Origin of the sequence: Paraburkholderia sp. J10-1 (assembly GCF_905220165.1) — a bacterium.
In the GTDB taxonomy this organism is placed as follows: domain Bacteria; phylum Pseudomonadota; class Gammaproteobacteria; order Burkholderiales; family Burkholderiaceae; genus Paraburkholderia.
This window is the reverse complement of sequence record NZ_CAJMYW010000016.1, coordinates 73064-90979: the sequence shown is the minus strand read 5'-3', so window position 1 is coordinate 90979 and position 17916 is coordinate 73064. Positions and strand designations below refer to the sequence as shown.

The following is a 17916-nucleotide window of genomic DNA, read 5'->3' as shown; positions in this document are numbered from 1 at the left end:
GGTGTAACTTGGATAATACGAACAACATCGGCGGCGGCAGCCTCGACCTCACCAACCGCTTTGCACTCGACGTGCAGGGCTTCGACTCGATGCGCGCCGCGGCGAACGCTTCGCCCCAGCAGGGCGCGAAGATGGCCGCGAAGCAGTTCGACGCGGTCTTCACGCAGATGATGCTCAAGAGCATGCGCGACGCGACGCCCGACGACAGCCCGCTCGAATCAAACGACAGCAAGCAGTTCACCTCGATGCTCGACCAGCAGCTCGCGCAGCAGATGTCGAACAAGGGCATTGGCGTGGCGAATGCGATGCTCAAGCAACTCATGCGCAGCATGGGCGGCGCAGGCGGCGCCGATGGCGCAGGCGGGGCAGGCGGCGCGGGCGGCATGGCGGGCGCGATCTCCGGGCTTTCGGGCAAGGACGCGAACGAGGGCAACCTCGCGATGCTCAATGCGCTCGGCCGCGCCTACGGCAACGCGGCGGCCAACGGCGCGCTCGCCAACGGTTCGGGCTACAGCGGCAACAGTGCGCTCACGCCGCCCGTCAAGGGCAACGGCGACGCCTCGGTGGACGCGTTCGTCGACAAGCTCGCCAACGCCGCGCAGCAGGCCAGCTCGACCACGGGCATCCCTGCGCGCTTCATTCTCGGCCAGGCCGCGCTCGAATCGGGCTGGGGCAAGCGCGAGATCAAGAACGCCGACGGCTCGACGAGCCACAACGTCTTCGGCATCAAGGCGAGCAAGGACTGGACCGGCAAGACCGTCTCGACGGTCACGACCGAGTACGTGAACGGCCAGCCGCATCGCGTGGTGGAGAAGTTCCGCGCCTACGACTCGTACGAAGAGGCGATGACCGACTACGCGTCGCTGCTCAAGAGCAATCCGCGCTACGCGTCGGTGATCAACGGCTCGAAGAGCGCCGAGGGCTTCGCGCACGGCATGCAGCGCGCGGGTTACGCCACCGACCCGCACTACGCGAAAAAGCTGCTGACCATCATGCAGCGGATGGCCTGACGGCCGGCTAGACGGCGGGCAACGCCGCTGGCGTCGCGGTTCGCGTCACATGGGCCGCCGCAAACGTTGCCTCGGCGCAGTTGCCGGAAGAAGCTGCACACGCGTGTTTCATGCAGGGATAAAGCCCACTTTTTTTAGGCCGAATCCCTAAATTTTTCGTAATGCCTGCCGCTAATGCAGGCGAGATGGAAAAGCAATCGGGCAGTCAGACCGCCCGAACGGCGCGCGCGGAAAGGGTCCGCAGGCGCGCTGGCACGTTCACGAATTTCCGGCAGGCCCATGAATACCGTTCAGTCGAATCCACAGGAAGCAGGCGGGGACGCGGAAGGCGCTCACGATTTTGGGCGCCGCAACCCGCTCGAGATCGGCGTCCAGCTACGCAATCTCGTCAATCGCGGCGACTTCCTGACGCTCCAGTATCGCGGCGGACAGCTCGTCACGCGCATTCTGGCCGTCAACGGACGCGAGCGCACTTTCGTGTTCGACTGGGGCGCGCTGCCCGAGCAGAACACGGGCGTGCTCGCCGCGCCCGAGTCCCACTTCCACGCTTCGCCCGACGGCGTGCGCGTGGAGTTCAAGACGGCCACGCCGCGGCGCACCGAGTTCGAAGGGCGCCCCGCGTTCGAAGCCGACTTCCCCGAAGTGCTGTTCTACGTGCAGCGGCGCGAGTATTTCCGCGTCGACACGCCCGTGCTCGAGCCGTGCATCTGCCGCGGCGAACTGCCGAGCGGCGGCCCGCGCTTCGCCTACGAGGTGCATGACCTCTCGCTTGGCGGCCTCGGGCTGCGCACGACCGACGCGCGTGTGGCGGATCTCTCCATGGGCCTCGTGCTGCCCGACGTCGAGCTCGACTTGCGCGCGCACGGCAAGCTGCGCGTAGATCTCGGGCTCGTCGTGCTGCGCTTCATCGACCTGCCCAACGGCGATCGCCGCTATCACATGGGCTTTCGCTTCGACGCGCTGCCCGGCTCCGCCGAGAACACGCTGCAGCGCTATATCACGCAGCTCGAGATGAAGCGCCGCGCGCTCGCTCGCGCCTGATCCGTACCGCCTCACCCGCACGATCCGCATCATCCGGCCGGCGCAATGCAGATTGCGCCGGTTCGCTGCGCCACGGGACAGGCGCGCATGTGCACACGCACGCGCGCTAACGTTTTCGGGCTCATCAGGCGCTCAATTTTTGAAGGGCGCTGCCGTTATACCGTGAGTACATCACGCGGTTTGCCAGGGGGGCGGGCCGTTTTCGAGGATCACGCATGTCCAACATTTTCTCGATCGGTCTGAGCGGCCTGCAGGCAGCGCAGATTGGCATCTCGACCACCGGCGAGAACATCAGCAACTCGACGACCGCGGGCTACACCGTCGAGACGCCGGTGTACCAGGAATCGGCGGGTCAGTACACGTCGAGCGGCTATATCGGCAGCGGCGTCACGACCGCGACCGTGCAGCGCGCCTACAGCCAGTACCTCACGACGGCGCTCAACAACGCGCAGTCGACCAGCAGCGCGTACTCGGCGTCGTACACCCTCGCCACGCAGCTCTCGAATCTCGTGGGCAGCCCGACCTCGGGTATCGCGACCGCGATCACGAACTTCTTCACGGGCCTGCAGAACGTTTCGAATTCGCCTTCTGACACCGCGGCGCGCCAGACCGTGCTTTCCGACGCGCAAACGCTCGCTACCCAGATCAACGCCGCGAGCTCGCAGTACGACTCCATGCGCCAGAGCGTGAACACGCAGCTCACGAGCGCTGTATCGCAAATCAACACCTACACGCAGCAGATCGCGAACCTCAACGCGCAGATCACGTCCGCGAGCGCAGGCGGCCAGCAGCCGAACCAGCTGCTCGATCAGCGCGATCAAGCCGTCGCGAATCTTTCGCAGCTGGTCGGCGTGCAGGTCGTTCAGAGCAACGGCAGCTACAGCGTGTTCCTTGGCAACGGCCAGCCGCTCGTGGTGAGCAGCAATAGCTACAACCTCACGACGCAGCCTTCGAGCACGAATCCGCAGGAACTCACGGTGGCGTGGCAGGGCCTGAACGGCGCGAGCGCCGCCTCGCAAGGCACGCCGCAGGTGCTCACCTCGGCCGCGCTGCAAGGCGGCACCGTGGGCGGCCTGGTGTCGTTCGTCTCGACCACACTCGATCCGGCGGAGTCGCAGCTCGGCGCGATCGTCACGAGCTTCGCCGCGCAGGTGAACTCGCAGAACGCACTCGGCCTCACGCTCTCGGGCGGCGCGGGCGGCAATCTGTTCACGGTGGGCAACCCGCTCGTCACGGCCAGCTCGACGAACCCCGACACGCAGACCACGGTCAGCGCGACGCTCACGAACAGCACGTCGCCGCTCACCGACAACTACCAGCTGAGCTACGACGGCACGAACTGGAACCTCACCGACACGGCGACGAACACGCTGGTCGATAGCCAGCCGAACGGCACGGCGCCGATCACGATCGGCGGCTTCTCGATCACGCCTTCGGGCACGGTGAGCGCAGGCGACTCGTTCATGATCCAGCCGACGGCCGGCGCGCTCGCGAGTTTCTCCGTCGCCACCAGCGACCCCGCGTCGATCGCGGCGGCGACGCCGGTGGTCGTTTCGGCGGCCACGACGAATGCAGGCACGGCCAACGTCACGCAAGGCGCGGTGGGCACGGGCTATTCGACGACGAATCTGCCGGTCACGCTCTCGTACGATTCGACCACGGGCACGCTGACGGGCCTTCCAGACGGCACGACCGTGTCGATCACGGCAGGCGGCACGACGAGTTCCGTGACGATCAACAGCACCGCGACGCCGCCCGTGACCGGCGTGCCGTACGACCCGACCACGGGTGCGACGTACACCATCACGAATCTCACCGATTCGACCGGCGCCAACGGCACCGCCACCAACATCAGCTTCACGATGACGGGCACGCCCTCGAACAGCGATTCGTTCACGGTGGCGGGCAACGCGAGCGGCACGCAGGACGGCCGCAACGCGCTCGCGATCGCGAACCTCACGTCGAGCACGGCGTTCAGCGGATCGACCACGCTGACCACGGCGTACGCGAACTACGTCAACACGATCGGCAACGCCGCTAGCCAGCTGCAGGCGTCGAACACGTCGCAGCAGTCGCTCGTGACGCAGCTCACGTCGCAGCAGCAGTCGGTGCAGGGCGTGAACCTCGACGAGGAAGCCGCAAACCTGCTGCAGTACCAACAGCTCTATCAGGCCAACAGCAAGGTGATCCAGACGGCGGCGTCGCTGTTCCAGACCCTGATCGGCATTTTCCAGTGAGGCGCTAATCCATGCGTATCGCGACTTCCCAGATTTTCGCCTCCAGCGTGTCGACGATGGAGAACCAGCAGTCCCAGCTCCTCCAGGTGCAGCAGCAGATTTCGACTGGCGTGGCCATTTCGAACCCGGCCGACAATCCGCTCGGCGCGGCGCAGGCCGTGACGCTTTCCGCCACGAGCGCGACGCTCACGCAGTACTCGGCGAACCAGACGACGGCGCTGACCGCGCTGCAGCTCGAGGACACGACGCTCACGAGCGTGACGAACACGATGCAGAGCATCCATTCGCTCATCATCGAGGCCCAGAACGGCTCGCTCACCGACCAGGCGCGCCAGGCGATCGCCCAGCAGATGCAGGGCGACCGCGACCAGCTGCTCACGCTCGCCAACACCACGGACGGCGCGGGCAACTACATCTTCTCCGGCTTCCAGAGCACCTCGCAGGTGTTCTCGAACAAGTCGGGCGGCGGCGTGACCTACAACGGCGACGCGGGCCAGCGTGTGATGCAGGTGGCCGGCACGCGCAACATCGCCGTGGGCGACACGGGCACGACGGTGTTCCAGAGCGTGCAAGCCGTGGGTTCGGCCAATATTGCCTCGGGCAGTTCGTCGAACACGGGTACGGGCGTGATCAGCGGCGTGACGGTGACGGATCCGACGCAGGCGACCAACAACGACAACTACTCCATCGCGTTCGCCACCGACCCGACGACCGGCGCGCTCACCTACACGGTGACCGACAACAGCGCGAGCCCGGCGACGACGACGGCGGCGGCCAACTACACGGAAGGCAGCGCCGTTTCGCTCGGCTCGGGCATGAGCGTGACGTTCTCGGGTACGCCCGCCGCAGGCGACTCGTTCTCGGTCACGCCCGCCACGTCGTCGCAGAACACGGACGTGTTCGCGAGCATCGACAGCATCATCGCCGCGCTGAACACGCCCACGAGCGGCTCCCAGGCTGCGGTCGCGAACCTCAACAACGCGCTGAACACCGGGCTCTCGCAGATCGGCAACTCGCTCTCGAACGTGATCACGGTGCAGGCTTCGGTGGGCGGCCGCGAGCAGGAAGTGAAGGCACTGCAAACGGTCACCTCGACCAACTCGCTGCAGATCACCTCGAACCTCTCCGACCTCACGAGCACCGACACGGTGGCCGCGATCAGCCAGTTCGAGCAGCTCTCGAACGCGCTCACGGCTTCGCAGAAGAGCTTTGCCGCCACGCAGAATCTCTCACTGTTCCAGTACATCAATCCTTGAACGCGCGGCATTGAGCGGTCGAAAAAAAAGCGGACTTCGGTCCGCTTTTTTATTGCCTTGCCCGCGTTAGCGAATCGGCTTCAACCAGGCGGCTTCAACCCGGCAGCCACGCGGCCCATCTGGTCGATGCCGCTGTCGAACAGGCGCGCGAAGTAGGGAATCAGGTTGGGCATCATGAGCTGAACGAGCAGCATGCCCACGAGCATCGTGAGCGCGAAGCCGATCTGGAAGATCCCGATCTGCGGCGCCGCGCGGTTGAGAATGCCGAGCGAAAGATTGGTGATGAGCAGCGCGACCACCACCGGCAGCGACAGCAGCAGGCCCGAAGTCAGTATCGTCGCGCCATAGTTGGCCATGAGGTTCCAGCCCGAGGCGCCCAGCACGCTCGCCGTGACCGGCAGCGTCTGGAACGTGGCGACGAGCGCCGCGAGCATCTGCAGATGGCCGTCGAACACGAGGAAAGTGAGCATCGCCATCATGTTCAGCCACGAGGAGAGCGCCGGCGTGCTGGTGTTGGCCTGCGGGTCGAAGAAGCTCGCGAAGCCCAGGCCCATGCCGAGGCTCATCATGTCGCCCGCCGCGGTCACGACCGCGAACACGAGCTGCATCGTGAAACCAAGCGCGATGCCGATCAGGAACTGGTTGACGAGGATCCACACGCCCTCGGCGGAAAACACCGTGACCTGCGGCATGGCGCCGAGCGTGGGCGCGACGATCAGCGTGACGAACCCCGCGAGGCCGATCTTCACGCGCGTGGGTACCGAGCGGTTGCCCAACACGGGCGCGACCGCCACGAGCGCCAGAATGCGCGTGAACGGCCAGAGAAATGCCGTGAGCCAGGCGTTGAGCTGCGCGTAGGTGACGGTGAACATGGAGCGTGCCGGAAAGCCGCGTGGCGGCGGCGCTAGCCCGCCGCGACCGAGACGATGCTCGTGAACATGCGATGCATGTAATCGATCATCGTCGAGAGCATCCACGGGCCTGCGATCACGAGCGTGACGCCAATGGCAATCAGCTTGGGGATGAACGAGAGCGTGGTTTCGTTGATCTGCGTGGCGGCCTGGAAGAGGCTCACCACGAGACCCACGGCGAGCGACACGAGCAGCAGCGGGGCGGCTAGCAGGAGCGTGACGTACATTGCCTCGTGGGCAATCGTCATGACCATTTCGGGTGTCATCGTGGGCTCCTTAGCTGAAGCTCTGCGCGAGCGAGCCGATCAGCAGTTGCCAGCCATCCACCAGCACGAACAGCATGAGCTTGAAGGGCAGTGAAATCGTCGCGGGCGAGACCATCATCATACCCATCGACATCAGCACGCTCGCCACCACCAGGTCGATGATGAGAAACGGAATATAGATGGTGAAGCCGATCTGGAAGCCGGTTTTCAGCTCGCTCGTGATGAACGAGGGCACGAGCAGGGTGAGCGGTACATCTTCGGGGCCCTGCATGGGCGCCGCGTGCGAGATGCGCGCAAAGAGCGCGAGGTCGGACTCGCGGGTCTGCCGCAGCATGAACGTCTTGAACGGCGCCACACCGCGCGCCACGGCGTCGTCCATCGAGATCGTGCCGGCCGAGAACGGCTTGTAGCCGTCGTTGTAGGCCTTGTCGAGCACGGGCGACATCACGAACAGCGTGAGAAAGAGTGCGAGGCCCACGAGCACCTGGTTGGGCGGCGTGGTCGTCGTGCCGAGCGCCTGGCGCAGCAGCGAAAACACGATGATGATGCGCGTGAAGCTCGTCATCATCAGCACCATCGCCGGCAGGAACGACAGCATCGTGAGCAGCAGCATCGTCTGCACGCTCAGCGAGTAGGTCGTGCCGCCGTTCGGGCCCGGGCTCGTGTTGAAGGCGGGCAGACCTTGCGGACCGGCCACGCTTTGGGCGTGCGCGAGGTGCGGCAGCGCGAGGGCGACGGCGCCCGCGCCGAGCATCAGCGCAAACGGGAGCGCCGTTCTGGCGATCTTGGCGAGGGTAACCGCGCGTGCGTGGGCTTCGCCGCCCGCGTTCGGCGCATGAAGGGAACTGCCGTGCATTTACTGCGCTCCGCCGTCGTGACGCATGAAACGCGCGCTGATGCGTTTATTCGCTTCGCTCTTCAGCGCGTCACGAAAGCGCTGTGCGAAAGTGCCCGAGAGGGCGGGGGCGTTGGGAGCCGCCGCCGCGACGCCTGCGGGAAGCTCGCCCGCGGGCAGCGTGTGAAGCAGGCGCACGTTGCCGGGCGCAGCGCCCAGCACGAGCCAGGTGTCGCCGATCTCGACCACGGCCACGCGCTCCTTGCCGCCGAGCGATGCGCCGCCCACGGTCTTCACGAGCGCGTTCTTCGGGCCGCCTTGCAGGCCGAGACGCCGTGCGAGCCAGGCGCAGCCGAACACCACGCCGATCACGAGCGCGAGACCCAGCACCGTCTGCACGACCGCGCCGAAACCGAGCGCGGGAACCGCGCTGCCAGCGATCACGGCGGAGGCGCCCGACGTACCCGCGGCACCGGCGGCCGCGCGCGTGGCTTCGTTGACCGCCTGAAGGTCGGCGGCCCGCGCGCTCATGACCGCGAAAACGGCGACGCCGGCGAGCGAGAGGTGCACGGCGAGGCGCCACGAGAAGCGCAGCGCCTGCGCGCCGCGGGACTTGCCCGCGCGTCGTGCGTTGGCGCGAGAGACAACGCCCGTCGCGACGCCGGGAACAGCCTCGCGTTTCATCGGTTCAGCTTCCGGATCCGCTCGGACGGCGTGATGATGTCGGTGAGACGAATACCGAACTTGTCGTTCACGACCACCACTTCGCCCTGGGCGATGAGGCAGCCGTTCACGAGCACGTCCATCGGCTCGCCGGCCATGCCGTCCAGTTCCACGACCGAGCCCTGCGCGAGTTGCAGCAGGTTGCGGATGGCGATCTTGGTGCGGCCGAGTTCCACGGTCATCTGGACGGGAATGTCCAGAATCATGTCGATGTCGTTGGCCGTCTTGGTCGAATCGACCTTCGAGAGCGGCTGGAACACGGCCGCGGGCTGCGCGGCCGGTGCGTCGTTGCTGTTCTGCTCGGCAAGCGCGCTCGCCCAGTCGTCCAGCGACGACTCGCCGCCTGCATCCTGCGCCGCGGCCTCCGCAAAGCCCGGGTCGAGCACCGGCTCGTCTGCGCTCGTGGCGTTTACGTCACTCATATCCACCTTCCTTCATCGTGTCGGCTGCGCTGATCATCTTCTGGACCCGCAACGCGTATTGACCATTGAAAATTCCGTAGCCGCACTCCATCACGGGCACACCGTCCACCTTGGCGGTGATGTGTTCCGCGACGTTCATGGGCAGCACGTCGCCCTTCTTCATGTTCAGGATCTGCTCGAACGTCACGGGCACCTGCGCGAGGTCGGCCGTGAGCTCGACTTCGGCGGCCTGCACCTGCTGCGAGAGCACGCGCACCCAGCGGCGGTCCACGTCGAGCACTTCGCCTTGCAGCGGCGAGGCGAGCACGTCGCGGATCGGCTCGATCATCGAGTAGGGCATGCAGATGTGCAGCGTGCCGCCCGTCGGACCGAACTCGATCGAGAACTGCGTGACGATCACGATCTCGTTGGGCGTGGCAACGTTTGCGAACTGCGTATGCATTTCGGAGCGCACGTATTCGAACTGCAGCGGCCGCACGCTCTTCCACGCGGTCGTGTAATGCTCGAACACGAGATTGAGCAGCTTGCCGATGATGCGTTGTTCGGTTTGCGTGAAGTCGCGGCCTTCCACGCGCGTGTGAAAGCGCCCGTCGCCGCCGAACAGGTTGTCCACGACGAAAAACACGAGGTTCGGGTCGAACACGAACAGCGACGTGCCGCGCAGCGGCTTTACGTGCACGAGGTTCAGGTTCGTCGGGATCGGCAGGTTGCGGGTGAACTCGCTGTACTTCTGCACGCGCACCGGACCCACCGAGATTTCGGCGGTGCGGCGCATGAAATTGAAAATGCCGACGCGCAACAGGCGCGCAAAGCGCTCGTTGATGATTTCGAGGCCGGGCATCCGGCCGCGGACGATACGTTCCTGCGTCGCGATGTTGTAGGGACGTACGCCCTGCTTCTCGGAGCCGTTCGAATCGGAATCGACTTCGCCGGTGACGCCTTTGAGGAGGGCATCGACCTCCTCCTGGGACATGAACTCGTCGTGACCCATCGTCATGATGACTGGCCCTCCATCGCGGGAATCATTTCAGTCACGCTCACTGGACGACGAATTCGGTGAACAGCACGTCGTCGACGTGCATCGGCTTTTCGTTCGCGCCCGAAGGCTGCGAGATCAGCACGGCGAGCTCGGTGGCGAGCGCGCGCTTGCCGTCGAGCGGCGCGAGGTCGGACGGATGCTTGTTCGAGAGCGCGAGCAACAGGCGGCTGCGGATCTCGGGCATGCGCGCGACGAGCGCGTCCTGGGTGGCCTGGCTGTCGAGCTTGAGCGTGAGGCCGATGCGCAGGTAGTGCGATTCGCCGTCGTCGGTCTGCAGGTTCACGGTCATCGGCTCGAGCGCGTAGTAGACGGGCACGGCCGGGGGCGCTGCCGCCGGTGCGGCCGGCGCGCTCGCCGCGTGGCGCGACATGAAGAACCACGTCGCGCCGCCCGCCACTGCGGCGGCGAGGATCGCAATGAGCGCGATGAGGAGAATGCGCTTCATCGGTCCGGGTTTCGCGCCTTGGGGCGCGGCTTGCTGGGATGCGGTCGTGGTCGCCATGTCGAAGAGTCAGCCTGGGATGCTTGCAAGGGTCCGGGGCGCCGACCTGATGGTCAGTCCGGGCATGCTGCATTGTTCCGGCTTTTGCCTTTCAGCGATGGGAGGAATAGACGGGGGAATTCCGGCTATCTCGTGGTTTTGTTGCGCGCCGCGGCAAGCCGGGCGCGTCATGCGAGCGTGGGGCAGACGTAAAGCAGCCGCGTACGCGGCTGCATTGTCCGAAGGTGCCGGGCAGGTCCGGCCGGGCAGGTCCGGCCGGGGAGGTCGGGAGGTGGGGATGGCGCTTGAGGCGCGTCAGGCGAATGTGTCGATCAGGCCGACGGAGCGCTGCGTGACGCTCGCGGCGGTGCTGAGCGCGTCGTCCACGGTGTCCGCCGCGCTCAGCGTGCTGCCGGAACCCGAGCCCGAACCGGAACCGCTGGAGCGGCCCGAACCGCTGCCGTCCTGCTGCGCCTGCTGGTTCATCTGCCGCGAGAAGCCGTCGCTCACGCTCGCGCTGCCAAGGCCGATGCCGTTCTGCTCCATGGCCTCGCGCAGCTTCGGCAGAGCCGCCTCGACGGCCTCGCGCACCTGCTGGTGCTGCGAGACGAAAAGCGCGTGCGCGTGGCTTTCCGTGACCTGCAGAACAACCTGGAGCGGTCCGAGATCCTTTGGATTGAGCGTGAGTTCCGCCGACTGCTGGTGCGCGTTCGAGAGGAACACCACCTTCTGGCTGAGCGCGTCTTCCCAGTCGTTCGTGCCGACCTGCGGCGCGATCGAAGCGGAGGCGGCGGCCGCGGCCGCCGGATTCGCGCTGGCGCTGGCGGCCTGAGCCGCCTGGGCCTGGGCGGCCGACGCGGCGGCGACCGCTGCGGCCTGGGTGGCGGCGAGCGCATCGGTCGTGGCCGTGCTCGCCGTGACGTCGGTCTGCGTGGCGGCGCCTGCCTGCTGCTGCGCCGCTGCCGTGAGCGCGTCGGTTGCGGCCTTCGCGGCGTCGGTGGCGGTCGTCGTGACGCCCTTGGCCGCGTCGGCACTTGCGCCGCTGCTCGTTGCCGTGCCGAATGCCTTGCTTTGGGCGTTCGCGCTCAAATGCGAGGCGAAGCTGCTGGCGATGCCCGAGCCGGAGCCCGTGCTGGCCGTGGCTGCGCTGTTTGCCGCCGTGCCTGCCGTGTTCACCGCCCGCGTGGCGAGCGCGCCCGCGCCGCCGCGCAACTGCGCGAGCGCGGCTTGCAGCGCGTCGTGCACCGACGTAACGCCGGCACTAGTCGTGTTGCCCGTGTCCGTGCCGTCGCCCGCCGCGCCGGCGGCGGCTGTGGCGGCTGTGGCGGCTGCCGCAGCGGCCGCGGACGCGACGCCTGCGAGCGTGCTGTCGCTGCTCGCCTGGCTGCCTGACTGGCTGCTGTCGTCGTTCGCGTCGGTGCTCGTGCCGTTCTGGGCCTGCTGCGCCTGCAAGGCTTGCTGAGCCTGCGCCGCGGCGGCTTGGGCGCCTGCGTCCGCGGCCTGCTTTTGCTGGGAGCGCGCGGCGGCGCGGCGATCAGCGCTCGAGGTGGACTGCGAGCCCTGGCTCGAGTTCGAGTTCGACGTCTGCGAGGTGCTGCTGCTACTGCTGCTTTGCGACGAGGCATTGCTGCTCGACGCATTCGAGTTCGACTGCGCGGCGGCATTCGACTGCGCGCTTTGCGCCGCCTGGGCGTTCTGGCTGGCCTGCGCGCTTTGTGCGTTCATCTGCTGTTGCAGCGTCTGCGCGAAGCCCTGGCTGGCGGCGTCGGCCTGGCTGATGGCGTTCGACGCCGTATTCGACGCCGCGTTCGATGCGGAATTGCCCGTCACTGCGTCGGCGGCGGCGCCGAACATCGAGGAGAGGGAAGAGAGGAGCGACATGCTGGCGGCCTCGAAAACGTATTACGGGTGTTGCGACGTTCGCGTGCGCAGCACGCGTGCGGCGTGCTCGTCGGCGTCGCGCTGTTCGCGGCGGGCGTCCTTGCGGGCCTGCACATCGTCGTGGCGGGTTTGCAGGACCTCGTAGGAGCCGAGCTTCTGCTTGCTGCGCTGCCATTCGGGCTTGGCGGCCTCCACGCGCGCGGTGGCCTGCTCGAGCATGCGCCGCTGCTGTTCGATCGCCGCGTCGAGCGTGTCGATGAAGGCCTGGAAGTTGCGCACGTTGCCCGCGGCCATGCCGCTGCGCGCCGATTCGGTGAAGCGCGCGTGATACTCGTCGCGGTAGGTGATGAGCGCTTCGAGCTGCTTTTCGACCTCGCCGCGCTCGCGCTGGACGCGGCCGAGCTTTTGCGTGGCGGCGTCGACGTCGTCCTGGGCGAGGCCGATCAAGGTTTGCAGCGCGGTCTGTTTCGTCATGTCCTGGCTCCGATCAGCTGGCCGAGCATCTCGACGCTCTGATCATAGTTCGCGGTTTCGCGAAAACCCTGCTGAAGAAAGGCCTCGATGCGCGGATACAGTGCGATTGCGCGGTCGAGCACGGCGTCGCGCCCGCTCACGTACGCACCCACGTTGATGAGGTCGCGGTTGCGCTGATAGCGCGAAAGCATCTGCTTGAGCGCGCGCGTCTGGTTCAGATGCTGGTCGTCGATCAGCGCGGTCATTGCGCGGCTGATCGAGGCCTCGATGTCGATGGCCGGATAGTGCCCCGCTTCGGCGAGCGCACGCGAGAGCACGATATGGCCGTCGAGAATCGCGCGCGCCGAGTCGGCGATCGGGTCCTGCTGATCGTCGCCTTCGGTGAGCACGGTGTAGAACGCCGTGATCGAGCCGCCGCCCTCAGGGCCGTTGCCAGTGCGCTCGACGAGCGCCGGCAGCTTCGCGAACACCGAAGGCGGATAGCCCTTGGTCGCGGGCGGCTCGCCGATGGCGAGCGCAATCTCGCGCTGCGCCATCGCATAGCGCGTGAGCGAGTCCATGAGCAGCAGCACGTGCTTGCCCTGGTCGCGGAAATATTCGGCGAGCGACGTGGTGTACGCGGCAGCCTGCATACGCAGCAGCGGCGACACATCGGCGGGCGCCGCCACGACGACCGAGCGTGCGAGGCCGTCCTCGCCGAGAATCTGCTCGATGAATTCCTTCACTTCGCGGCCCCGCTCGCCGATCAGGCCGATCACGATGACTTCCGCACTGGTCGCGCGCGCCATCGTGCCGAGCAGCACCGATTTACCCACGCCCGAGCCCGCGAACAGGCCCATGCGCTGGCCGCGCCCGACCGTGAGCAGCGAGTTGATCGCGCGCACGCCCACGTCGAGCACCTTGTGGATCGGCTCGCGGTTCAGCGGATTGATGACGGGCGCGGTGAGCGGCGCGTCGGCTTCGGTGTTCAGGGGACCCAGGCCGTCGAGCGGGCGGCCCGAGGCGTCGACCACGCGGCCGAGCATGCCCCAGCCCACCGGCAGGCGCTTGGCGCCCGCCTTCGGGTCGGCGATCGGCGCGGTTTCGAGCGGCCAGACGCGCGCGCCGGGCAACAGGCCCGCGACTTCGGTCGTCGGCATCAGAAAAAGTTTGTCGCCGCCGAAGCCGACCACTTCCGCCTCGGCCATCGGCAGCGAGCTGCCCGGCGGCAGTTCGATCATCACCTCGGCGCCCACGGCGAGGCGCAGCCCCACCGCTTCGAGCACGAGGCCCGCCGCGCGCGTGAGACGCCCGCAGCCGCGCAGCGGCAGGGCAAGCGCGTTGCGCTCGCGAAAGCTGCGCAGTTGCGCGTTCCACGTCGTGAGGAACGGGTTGGCCGGGTCGTAGTTCGCCGGCGGCACGTAGGGCGCGGGCGGCGCCTTCGCCTCAACCGGCGTGCCGGTCGCGCCGTCATCCATCAGGCCTGGCGGCGCTTCGAGGCTGTCCGCGGCCAGCGCGGCGTCGATCGCGTCGATGGCGCCCAGCTCCCGCGCCTTGCGCGTGCCCGGAATGTCGAGGTCGCCGACCAGCAACGCGCCAAGCTGCGCGGGGTCGCTCGCGAGCGGGCCGAACGACGCGAGCGCGAGTTCCTGCTCGAGCGGCGTGAGGCCGCCCGTGTGGATGGCCTGATGGCTCGGCGGTTGCGGGTGGTTCACCATGGCCGCGCCTTGCCGAGCGCGGCCGTCACGCGCTCCCAGCGCGTGCGGATGCTGGCGTCGGTTTCGCCCGTCGCGGCCTGTGCGCGGCAGCCGCCGCGCTCGATCGTGGGGTCGGTGCGCACGCTCCAGCCGCGCGTTTGAAGGTCGTCCAGCAGGTAGGCCTCGACGATCGGCAGATCGGCGGGGCTCACCACGAGTTGCGGGGAGCCGGAAAGCTGTGGCTCGGCCACGAGCACTTCGCGCGCGACCGCGACAAGCGCCGTCGGGTCGTGCTGAACGTGCTGGCGCACGACCTGCTGCGCAATGTCGAGCGCGAGTTCGACGAGCGTCTCGGCCACACCGGCCTGTGCCGTTTCGAGCGCGTCGCTAAAGCGCCGCGCCAGCAGCGCGAGCTGCATGGCCTGCGCACGCGCTTCGGCCTGGCCTTGCTCGAAACCCTGCTGGCGGCCTTGCTCGTGCCCGGCCTGATAGCCGAGCGCCTGACCCGCCACGTGGCCCGATTTGAGCCCTTCCTGGTGCGCCGCGTCGCGCAGCGCGTGCAGCTGCGCTTCGAACGCGGCCGTTTCGTCGGGCGTGGGCGGCGGCGGCGGGGGAGGCGGCGGGTCGAACGAGGCCATCTCCCAGCGCTGGTACGCTGAGCGATGCCTGTTCGCGGAGCTGCTGTCAGACATAAGCGTCTTCTGCCTTGCCGCCTAGAACGATCTGGCCGCTCTCGGCGAGGTTGCGCACGATCTGCAGGATGCGGCGCTGCTGCGCCTCGACTTCCGACACGCGCACCGGACCGCGCGCGTCGAGGTCTTCGGCGAGCAGTTCGGCCGCGCGCTGCGACATGTTCGCGAGGAACTTCTGGCGCAGCGCGGGCGGCGCGCCCTTGAGCGAAATGATGAGCGACTCCGACTCGACTTCCTTGAGCAGCAGCTGGATCGCGCGGTCTTCGAGGTCGAGCAGGTTCTCGAACACGAACATCTGATCGATGATCTTCTGAGCGAGTTCCGCGTCGTACTGGCGGACGTTCTCGATCACCCCTTCTTCGTGCTGGCTCGTCATGAAGTTGAGGATTTCGGCCGCCGTGCGGATGCCGCCCATCGGGCTGCGCTTGAGGTTGTCGCTGCCCGAGAGCAGGTTCGTGAGCACGTCGTCGAGTTCGCGCAGCGCCTGCGGCTGGATGCCGTCGAGCGTCGCGATACGCAGCAGCACGTCGTTGCGCAGACGCTCAGTGAAGCACGAAGCGATTTCCGAGGCCTGGTCGCGGTCGAGGTGCACGAGGATCGTCGCGATGATCTGCGGGTGCTCGTTCTTGATGAGTTCGGCCACCGACCCCGAATCCATCCACTTGAGGCCTTCAATGCCGCTCGTGTCGCCGCCTTGCAGAATGCGGTCGATGATCGCGCCGGCCTTGTCCTCGCCCAGTGCCTTGTTGAGCACGTTGCGGATGTAGTCGTTCGAGTCGAGCGAGAAGCCGGTGTGCTGCTCGGCTTCCTTGACGAAGTCCTGCAGCACGACCTCGATCTCTTCGCGCTTGACGTTCTTGAGCGCCGCCATCGCGGCGCCGATTTTCTGCACTTCGCGCGGACCGAGGAACTTGAAGACCTCGGAGGCCTCCTGTTCGCCGATCGACATGAGCAGCAGCGCGCTCTTGGTTGCGCCTTCAGCGTTCATCGTTCACCCAGCTCTTCACGACGGTTGCGACGATCTTCGGATCCTGGCGCGCGATGTTGCGCGCGTATTCCAGGTTGCGTTCAAACTTGTTCTTCTCGTTTTCGAAGGCGAGCAGGGCGGCTTCGTTTTCCGCGTTGTCTTCGCCTTCCGCGCCGGCGCCGCCGATGCGCACGGCTTCGGGGAGCCCGTCGAGCAGCAGCGGCTCGCCGTCGGCCATGCCGGGCAGCGCGGGCGCAACCGGCTCGGGCGGCGGGAACGCGCGGCGCAGCGCCGGCTTCACCATCACGAAGTAGAGGAACAGAGCCACCGCGCCAATGCCGAGCCACGTCGCGATCTGCTTGGCGAGTGCGAGGATGTCCGGCTGACGCCACCACGGCAGGTTCGCGTTCGGGTCGACGTCGGTCTGGAACGCGGCGTTCACCACGTTCACCGAGTCGCCGCGCTTGGCGTCGTAGCCCATGGCGTCCTTCACGAGCTGCTCGACCTGCGCGAGCTTCTGCGCGTCGAGCGGCTGCATGGTGGCGTGGCCCTTGGCGTCCACCTTCTGCTGATAGTTCACGATCACGGCGACCGACAGGCGCTTCACGTCGCCAGCCGCCTGCTGATAGTGGCGCACGGTCTTGTCGAGCTCGTAGTTCGTCGTGGTGTCGCGATGATCGGAAACCGGCACCGCGGCCGACGCGCCGTTCGCACCCGCCGGCGCGTTGACCGGCGCGGAGGCCGGCTGCGGCGGCTGGTTCGTGAGCGCGCCGGGCACGCCGCCCGCGCCGCTTTGCTGCATTTCCGTCGAAATGTTCTGCTGCTGGCTGCGGATGGCGGCGGCTTGCGGGTTGGCGTTCGGACCGTAGGCTTCGGAGGTCTGCTCGAGCTTCGAGAAGTCGAGGTCGGCGCTCACCTGCGAGCGCGCGTTGCCGGCGCCGAAGAGGGGCGCGAGGATCGCGTCGATACGCGACTGGGTGTCGTGTTCGACCTGGCGCACGTACTTGAGCTGCGAGGCGTCGAGGCCCACGCCCGTGGCGCTCTGGGTGAGGAGGTTGCCGTCCTGGTCGACCACCGTCACGTTGCGCACCGGCAGGTCCGGCACGGCCGAAGCGACCATGTGCGTGATCGCGGCGACCTGGCCGTCGTCGAGAATGCGGCCCGGATACAGGTTCACGAGCACCGAGGCCGAGGGCGCTTCGCGCTCGCGCACGAACACCGAAGGCTTCGGAATGGCCAGATGCACGCGGGCCGTCTTCACGCTCGCGATCGACTGAATCGTTTGCTCGAGCTCGCCTTCGAGCGCGCGCTGGTAGTTGATCTGCTCGGCGAACTGGCTGATGCCGAACTTCTGGTTGTCCATCAGCTCGAAGCCGACCGAGCCGTTCTTGGGCAGGCCCTGGGAGGCGAGGCGCAGGCGCATTTCGTTGACCTGCTCGGAAGGCACGAGAATCGCGCCGCCGACGTCCGAGAGCTTGTAGGGAACGTTTGCGGCCTGGAGCGCCGTAATGATGGCGCCGCCGTCACGGTCCGACAGGTTGCTGTACAGCACCTTGTAGTCGGGCGCGCGCGACCACAGCACGAGGCCGGCGACCACGGCAACGAGCACCGCCACGGCGAAAATGAGCGGCGCGCGCGGGTTGCCGCGCACGTTGCGCAGCGACGAGAGCGAACCGAGGCGTTGCGCGAAACCGCCGCCGAGGTCTTCCGCGCCGCCCAGGCCTGCGCCTGCGCCAGCGCCGGCCGCGGCGCCCGCGCCAGAGGTGGCGAGGCCCATGCGGGCGTCGGGGTTGATCAAAGAATTGGCAGTCGAATCCATGCGACGGGTATCTCCGGAGGCTTCCAGGTCTCGCCTTGCATGGCGGAGACTTTCACGAGACGCATTATCCGGGGCCGCTGGCAAGCCGATTGCGCGAATAGAGCCGGGTTTTCCCCCTAGTTTCGGGGCTGCCGAATCGCACCCGCTGCTATGCTCTCCTCCAGATTCGGCGTCCTGTCAGGTCGC

General features: G+C 67.1%; 17 protein-coding genes. 4 read left to right on the top strand and 13 right to left on the bottom strand.

Annotated features, from left to right (window positions below):
* Nucleotides 1-8: 8 nt before the first annotated feature.
* The 4 genes from flgJ (at nt 9) to flgL (ending at nt 5544) form a co-directional block, all read left to right on the top strand.
* The gene (flgJ, locus tag U5A65_RS33195) at nt 9-1010 is read left to right on the top strand and encodes a flagellar assembly peptidoglycan hydrolase FlgJ (protein ID WP_321937068.1); all 1002 of its coding nucleotides are present in this window, start codon (nt 9-11) and stop codon (nt 1008-1010) included.
* 279 nt (nt 1011-1289) lie between these two features.
* The gene (locus U5A65_RS33190) at nt 1290-2051 is read left to right on the top strand and encodes a flagellar brake protein (protein WP_321915337.1); all 762 of its coding nucleotides are present in this window, start codon (nt 1290-1292) and stop codon (nt 2049-2051) included.
* Between the two features lie 215 nt (nt 2052-2266).
* Nucleotides 2267-4288: a flagellar hook-associated protein FlgK gene (flgK, locus tag U5A65_RS33185; RefSeq protein ID WP_321948964.1), complete on the top strand. Its 2022-nt coding sequence runs from the start codon at nt 2267-2269 to the stop codon at nt 4286-4288.
* Nucleotides 4289-4299: 11 nt separating this feature from the next.
* A complete protein-coding gene (flgL, locus tag U5A65_RS33180; RefSeq protein ID WP_321915335.1) occupies nt 4300-5544 on the top strand; it encodes a flagellar hook-associated protein FlgL in 1245 nt (414 codons plus the stop codon).
* 80 nt (nt 5545-5624) lie between these two features.
* Here the strand turns inward: flgL and fliR are convergent, their stop codons facing one another.
* The 13 genes from fliR to fliF form a co-directional block, all read right to left on the bottom strand.
* Nucleotides 5625-6416 (bottom strand): flagellar biosynthetic protein FliR, encoded by a 792-nt coding sequence (gene fliR, locus U5A65_RS33175; RefSeq protein WP_321915334.1) that lies wholly within the window; start codon nt 6414-6416, stop codon nt 5625-5627.
* 32 nt (nt 6417-6448) lie between these two features.
* A complete protein-coding gene (fliQ, locus tag U5A65_RS33170; protein ID WP_321915333.1) occupies nt 6449-6721 on the bottom strand; it encodes a flagellar biosynthesis protein FliQ in 273 nt (90 codons plus the stop codon).
* Between the two features lie 10 nt (nt 6722-6731).
* Nucleotides 6732-7475: a flagellar type III secretion system pore protein FliP gene (gene fliP, locus U5A65_RS33165; protein ID WP_321915381.1), complete on the bottom strand. Its 744-nt coding sequence runs from the start codon at nt 7473-7475 to the stop codon at nt 6732-6734.
* 102 nt (nt 7476-7577) lie between these two features.
* Nucleotides 7578-8240, bottom strand: a complete 663-nt coding sequence (gene fliO, locus U5A65_RS33160) for a flagellar biosynthetic protein FliO (RefSeq protein ID WP_321948963.1) — start codon at nt 8238-8240, stop codon at nt 7578-7580.
* The gene (gene fliN, locus U5A65_RS33155) at nt 8237-8701 is read right to left on the bottom strand and encodes a flagellar motor switch protein FliN (RefSeq protein ID WP_321915331.1); all 465 of its coding nucleotides are present in this window, start codon (nt 8699-8701) and stop codon (nt 8237-8239) included. Before fliN ends, fliO begins: the two co-directional genes overlap by 4 nt.
* The gene (gene fliM / locus U5A65_RS33150; protein WP_321915380.1) at nt 8694-9692 is read right to left on the bottom strand and encodes a flagellar motor switch protein FliM; all 999 of its coding nucleotides are present in this window, start codon (nt 9690-9692) and stop codon (nt 8694-8696) included. Before fliM ends, fliN begins: the two co-directional genes overlap by 8 nt.
* A gap of 46 nt (nt 9693-9738) precedes the next feature.
* Nucleotides 9739-10242, bottom strand: a complete 504-nt coding sequence (fliL, locus tag U5A65_RS33145; RefSeq protein ID WP_321915330.1) for a flagellar basal body-associated protein FliL — start codon at nt 10240-10242, stop codon at nt 9739-9741.
* 294 nt (nt 10243-10536) lie between these two features.
* On the bottom strand, nt 10537-12102 hold the full coding sequence (locus U5A65_RS33140; RefSeq protein WP_321948962.1) for a flagellar hook-length control protein FliK: 1566 nt from the start codon (nt 12100-12102) through the stop codon (nt 10537-10539).
* A gap of 21 nt (nt 12103-12123) precedes the next feature.
* Entirely contained in the window at nt 12124-12576 is a 453-nt protein-coding gene (gene fliJ / locus U5A65_RS33135) for a flagellar export protein FliJ (protein ID WP_321915328.1), read from the bottom strand.
* Entirely contained in the window at nt 12573-14273 is a 1701-nt protein-coding gene (gene fliI, locus U5A65_RS33130) for a flagellar protein export ATPase FliI (RefSeq protein WP_321937074.1), read from the bottom strand. Before fliI ends, fliJ begins: the two co-directional genes overlap by 4 nt.
* The gene (gene fliH / locus U5A65_RS33125) at nt 14267-14944 is read right to left on the bottom strand and encodes a flagellar assembly protein FliH (protein WP_321915326.1); all 678 of its coding nucleotides are present in this window, start codon (nt 14942-14944) and stop codon (nt 14267-14269) included. Before fliH ends, fliI begins: the two co-directional genes overlap by 7 nt.
* Nucleotides 14937-15932, bottom strand: coding sequence for a flagellar motor switch protein FliG (gene fliG / locus U5A65_RS33120; RefSeq protein WP_321915325.1), 996 nt, complete (start codon nt 15930-15932; stop codon nt 14937-14939). The genes fliH and fliG overlap by 8 nt, the downstream gene beginning before the upstream one ends.
* Nucleotides 15922-17730 carry a flagellar basal-body MS-ring/collar protein FliF gene (gene fliF, locus U5A65_RS33115; protein WP_321915324.1) on the bottom strand — a complete coding sequence of 603 codons (1809 nt, stop codon included), beginning with the start codon at nt 17728-17730 and terminating at the stop codon, nt 15922-15924. The genes fliG and fliF overlap by 11 nt, the downstream gene beginning before the upstream one ends.
* Between the last annotated feature and the right edge of the window lie 186 nt (nt 17731-17916).

What these genes read in the sequence shown, in the direction of transcription:
- U5A65_RS33190 (WP_321915337.1), top strand. Translation starts at nt 1,290, where the DNA reads ATGAATACCGTTCAGTCGAATCCACAGGAAGCAGGCGGGGACGCGGAA.
- flgK (WP_321948964.1), top strand. Translation starts at nt 2,267, where the DNA reads ATGTCCAACATTTTCTCGATCGGTCTGAGCGGCCTGCAGGCAGCGCAG.
- flgL (WP_321915335.1), top strand. Translation starts at nt 4,300, where the DNA reads ATGCGTATCGCGACTTCCCAGATTTTCGCCTCCAGCGTGTCGACGATG.
- fliR (WP_321915334.1), bottom strand. Translation starts at nt 6,416, where the DNA reads ATGTTCACCGTCACCTACGCGCAGCTCAACGCCTGGCTCACGGCATTT.
- fliQ (WP_321915333.1), bottom strand. Translation starts at nt 6,721, where the DNA reads ATGACACCCGAAATGGTCATGACGATTGCCCACGAGGCAATGTACGTC.
- fliP (WP_321915381.1), bottom strand. Translation starts at nt 7,475, where the DNA reads ATGCTCGGCGCGGGCGCCGTCGCCCTCGCGCTGCCGCACCTCGCGCAC.
- fliO (WP_321948963.1), bottom strand. Translation starts at nt 8,240, where the DNA reads ATGAAACGCGAGGCTGTTCCCGGCGTCGCGACGGGCGTTGTCTCTCGC.
- fliN (WP_321915331.1), bottom strand. Translation starts at nt 8,701, where the DNA reads ATGAGTGACGTAAACGCCACGAGCGCAGACGAGCCGGTGCTCGACCCG.
- fliM (WP_321915380.1), bottom strand. Translation starts at nt 9,692, where the DNA reads ATGGGTCACGACGAGTTCATGTCCCAGGAGGAGGTCGATGCCCTCCTC.
- fliL (WP_321915330.1), bottom strand. Translation starts at nt 10,242, where the DNA reads ATGGCGACCACGACCGCATCCCAGCAAGCCGCGCCCCAAGGCGCGAAA.
- U5A65_RS33140 (WP_321948962.1), bottom strand. Translation starts at nt 12,102, where the DNA reads ATGTCGCTCCTCTCTTCCCTCTCCTCGATGTTCGGCGCCGCCGCCGAC.
- fliJ (WP_321915328.1), bottom strand. Translation starts at nt 12,576, where the DNA reads ATGACGAAACAGACCGCGCTGCAAACCTTGATCGGCCTCGCCCAGGAC.
- fliI (WP_321937074.1), bottom strand. Translation starts at nt 14,273, where the DNA reads ATGGTGAACCACCCGCAACCGCCGAGCCATCAGGCCATCCACACGGGC.
- fliH (WP_321915326.1), bottom strand. Translation starts at nt 14,944, where the DNA reads ATGTCTGACAGCAGCTCCGCGAACAGGCATCGCTCAGCGTACCAGCGC.
- fliG (WP_321915325.1), bottom strand. Translation starts at nt 15,932, where the DNA reads ATGAACGCTGAAGGCGCAACCAAGAGCGCGCTGCTGCTCATGTCGATC.
- fliF (WP_321915324.1), bottom strand. Translation starts at nt 17,730, where the DNA reads ATGGATTCGACTGCCAATTCTTTGATCAACCCCGACGCCCGCATGGGC.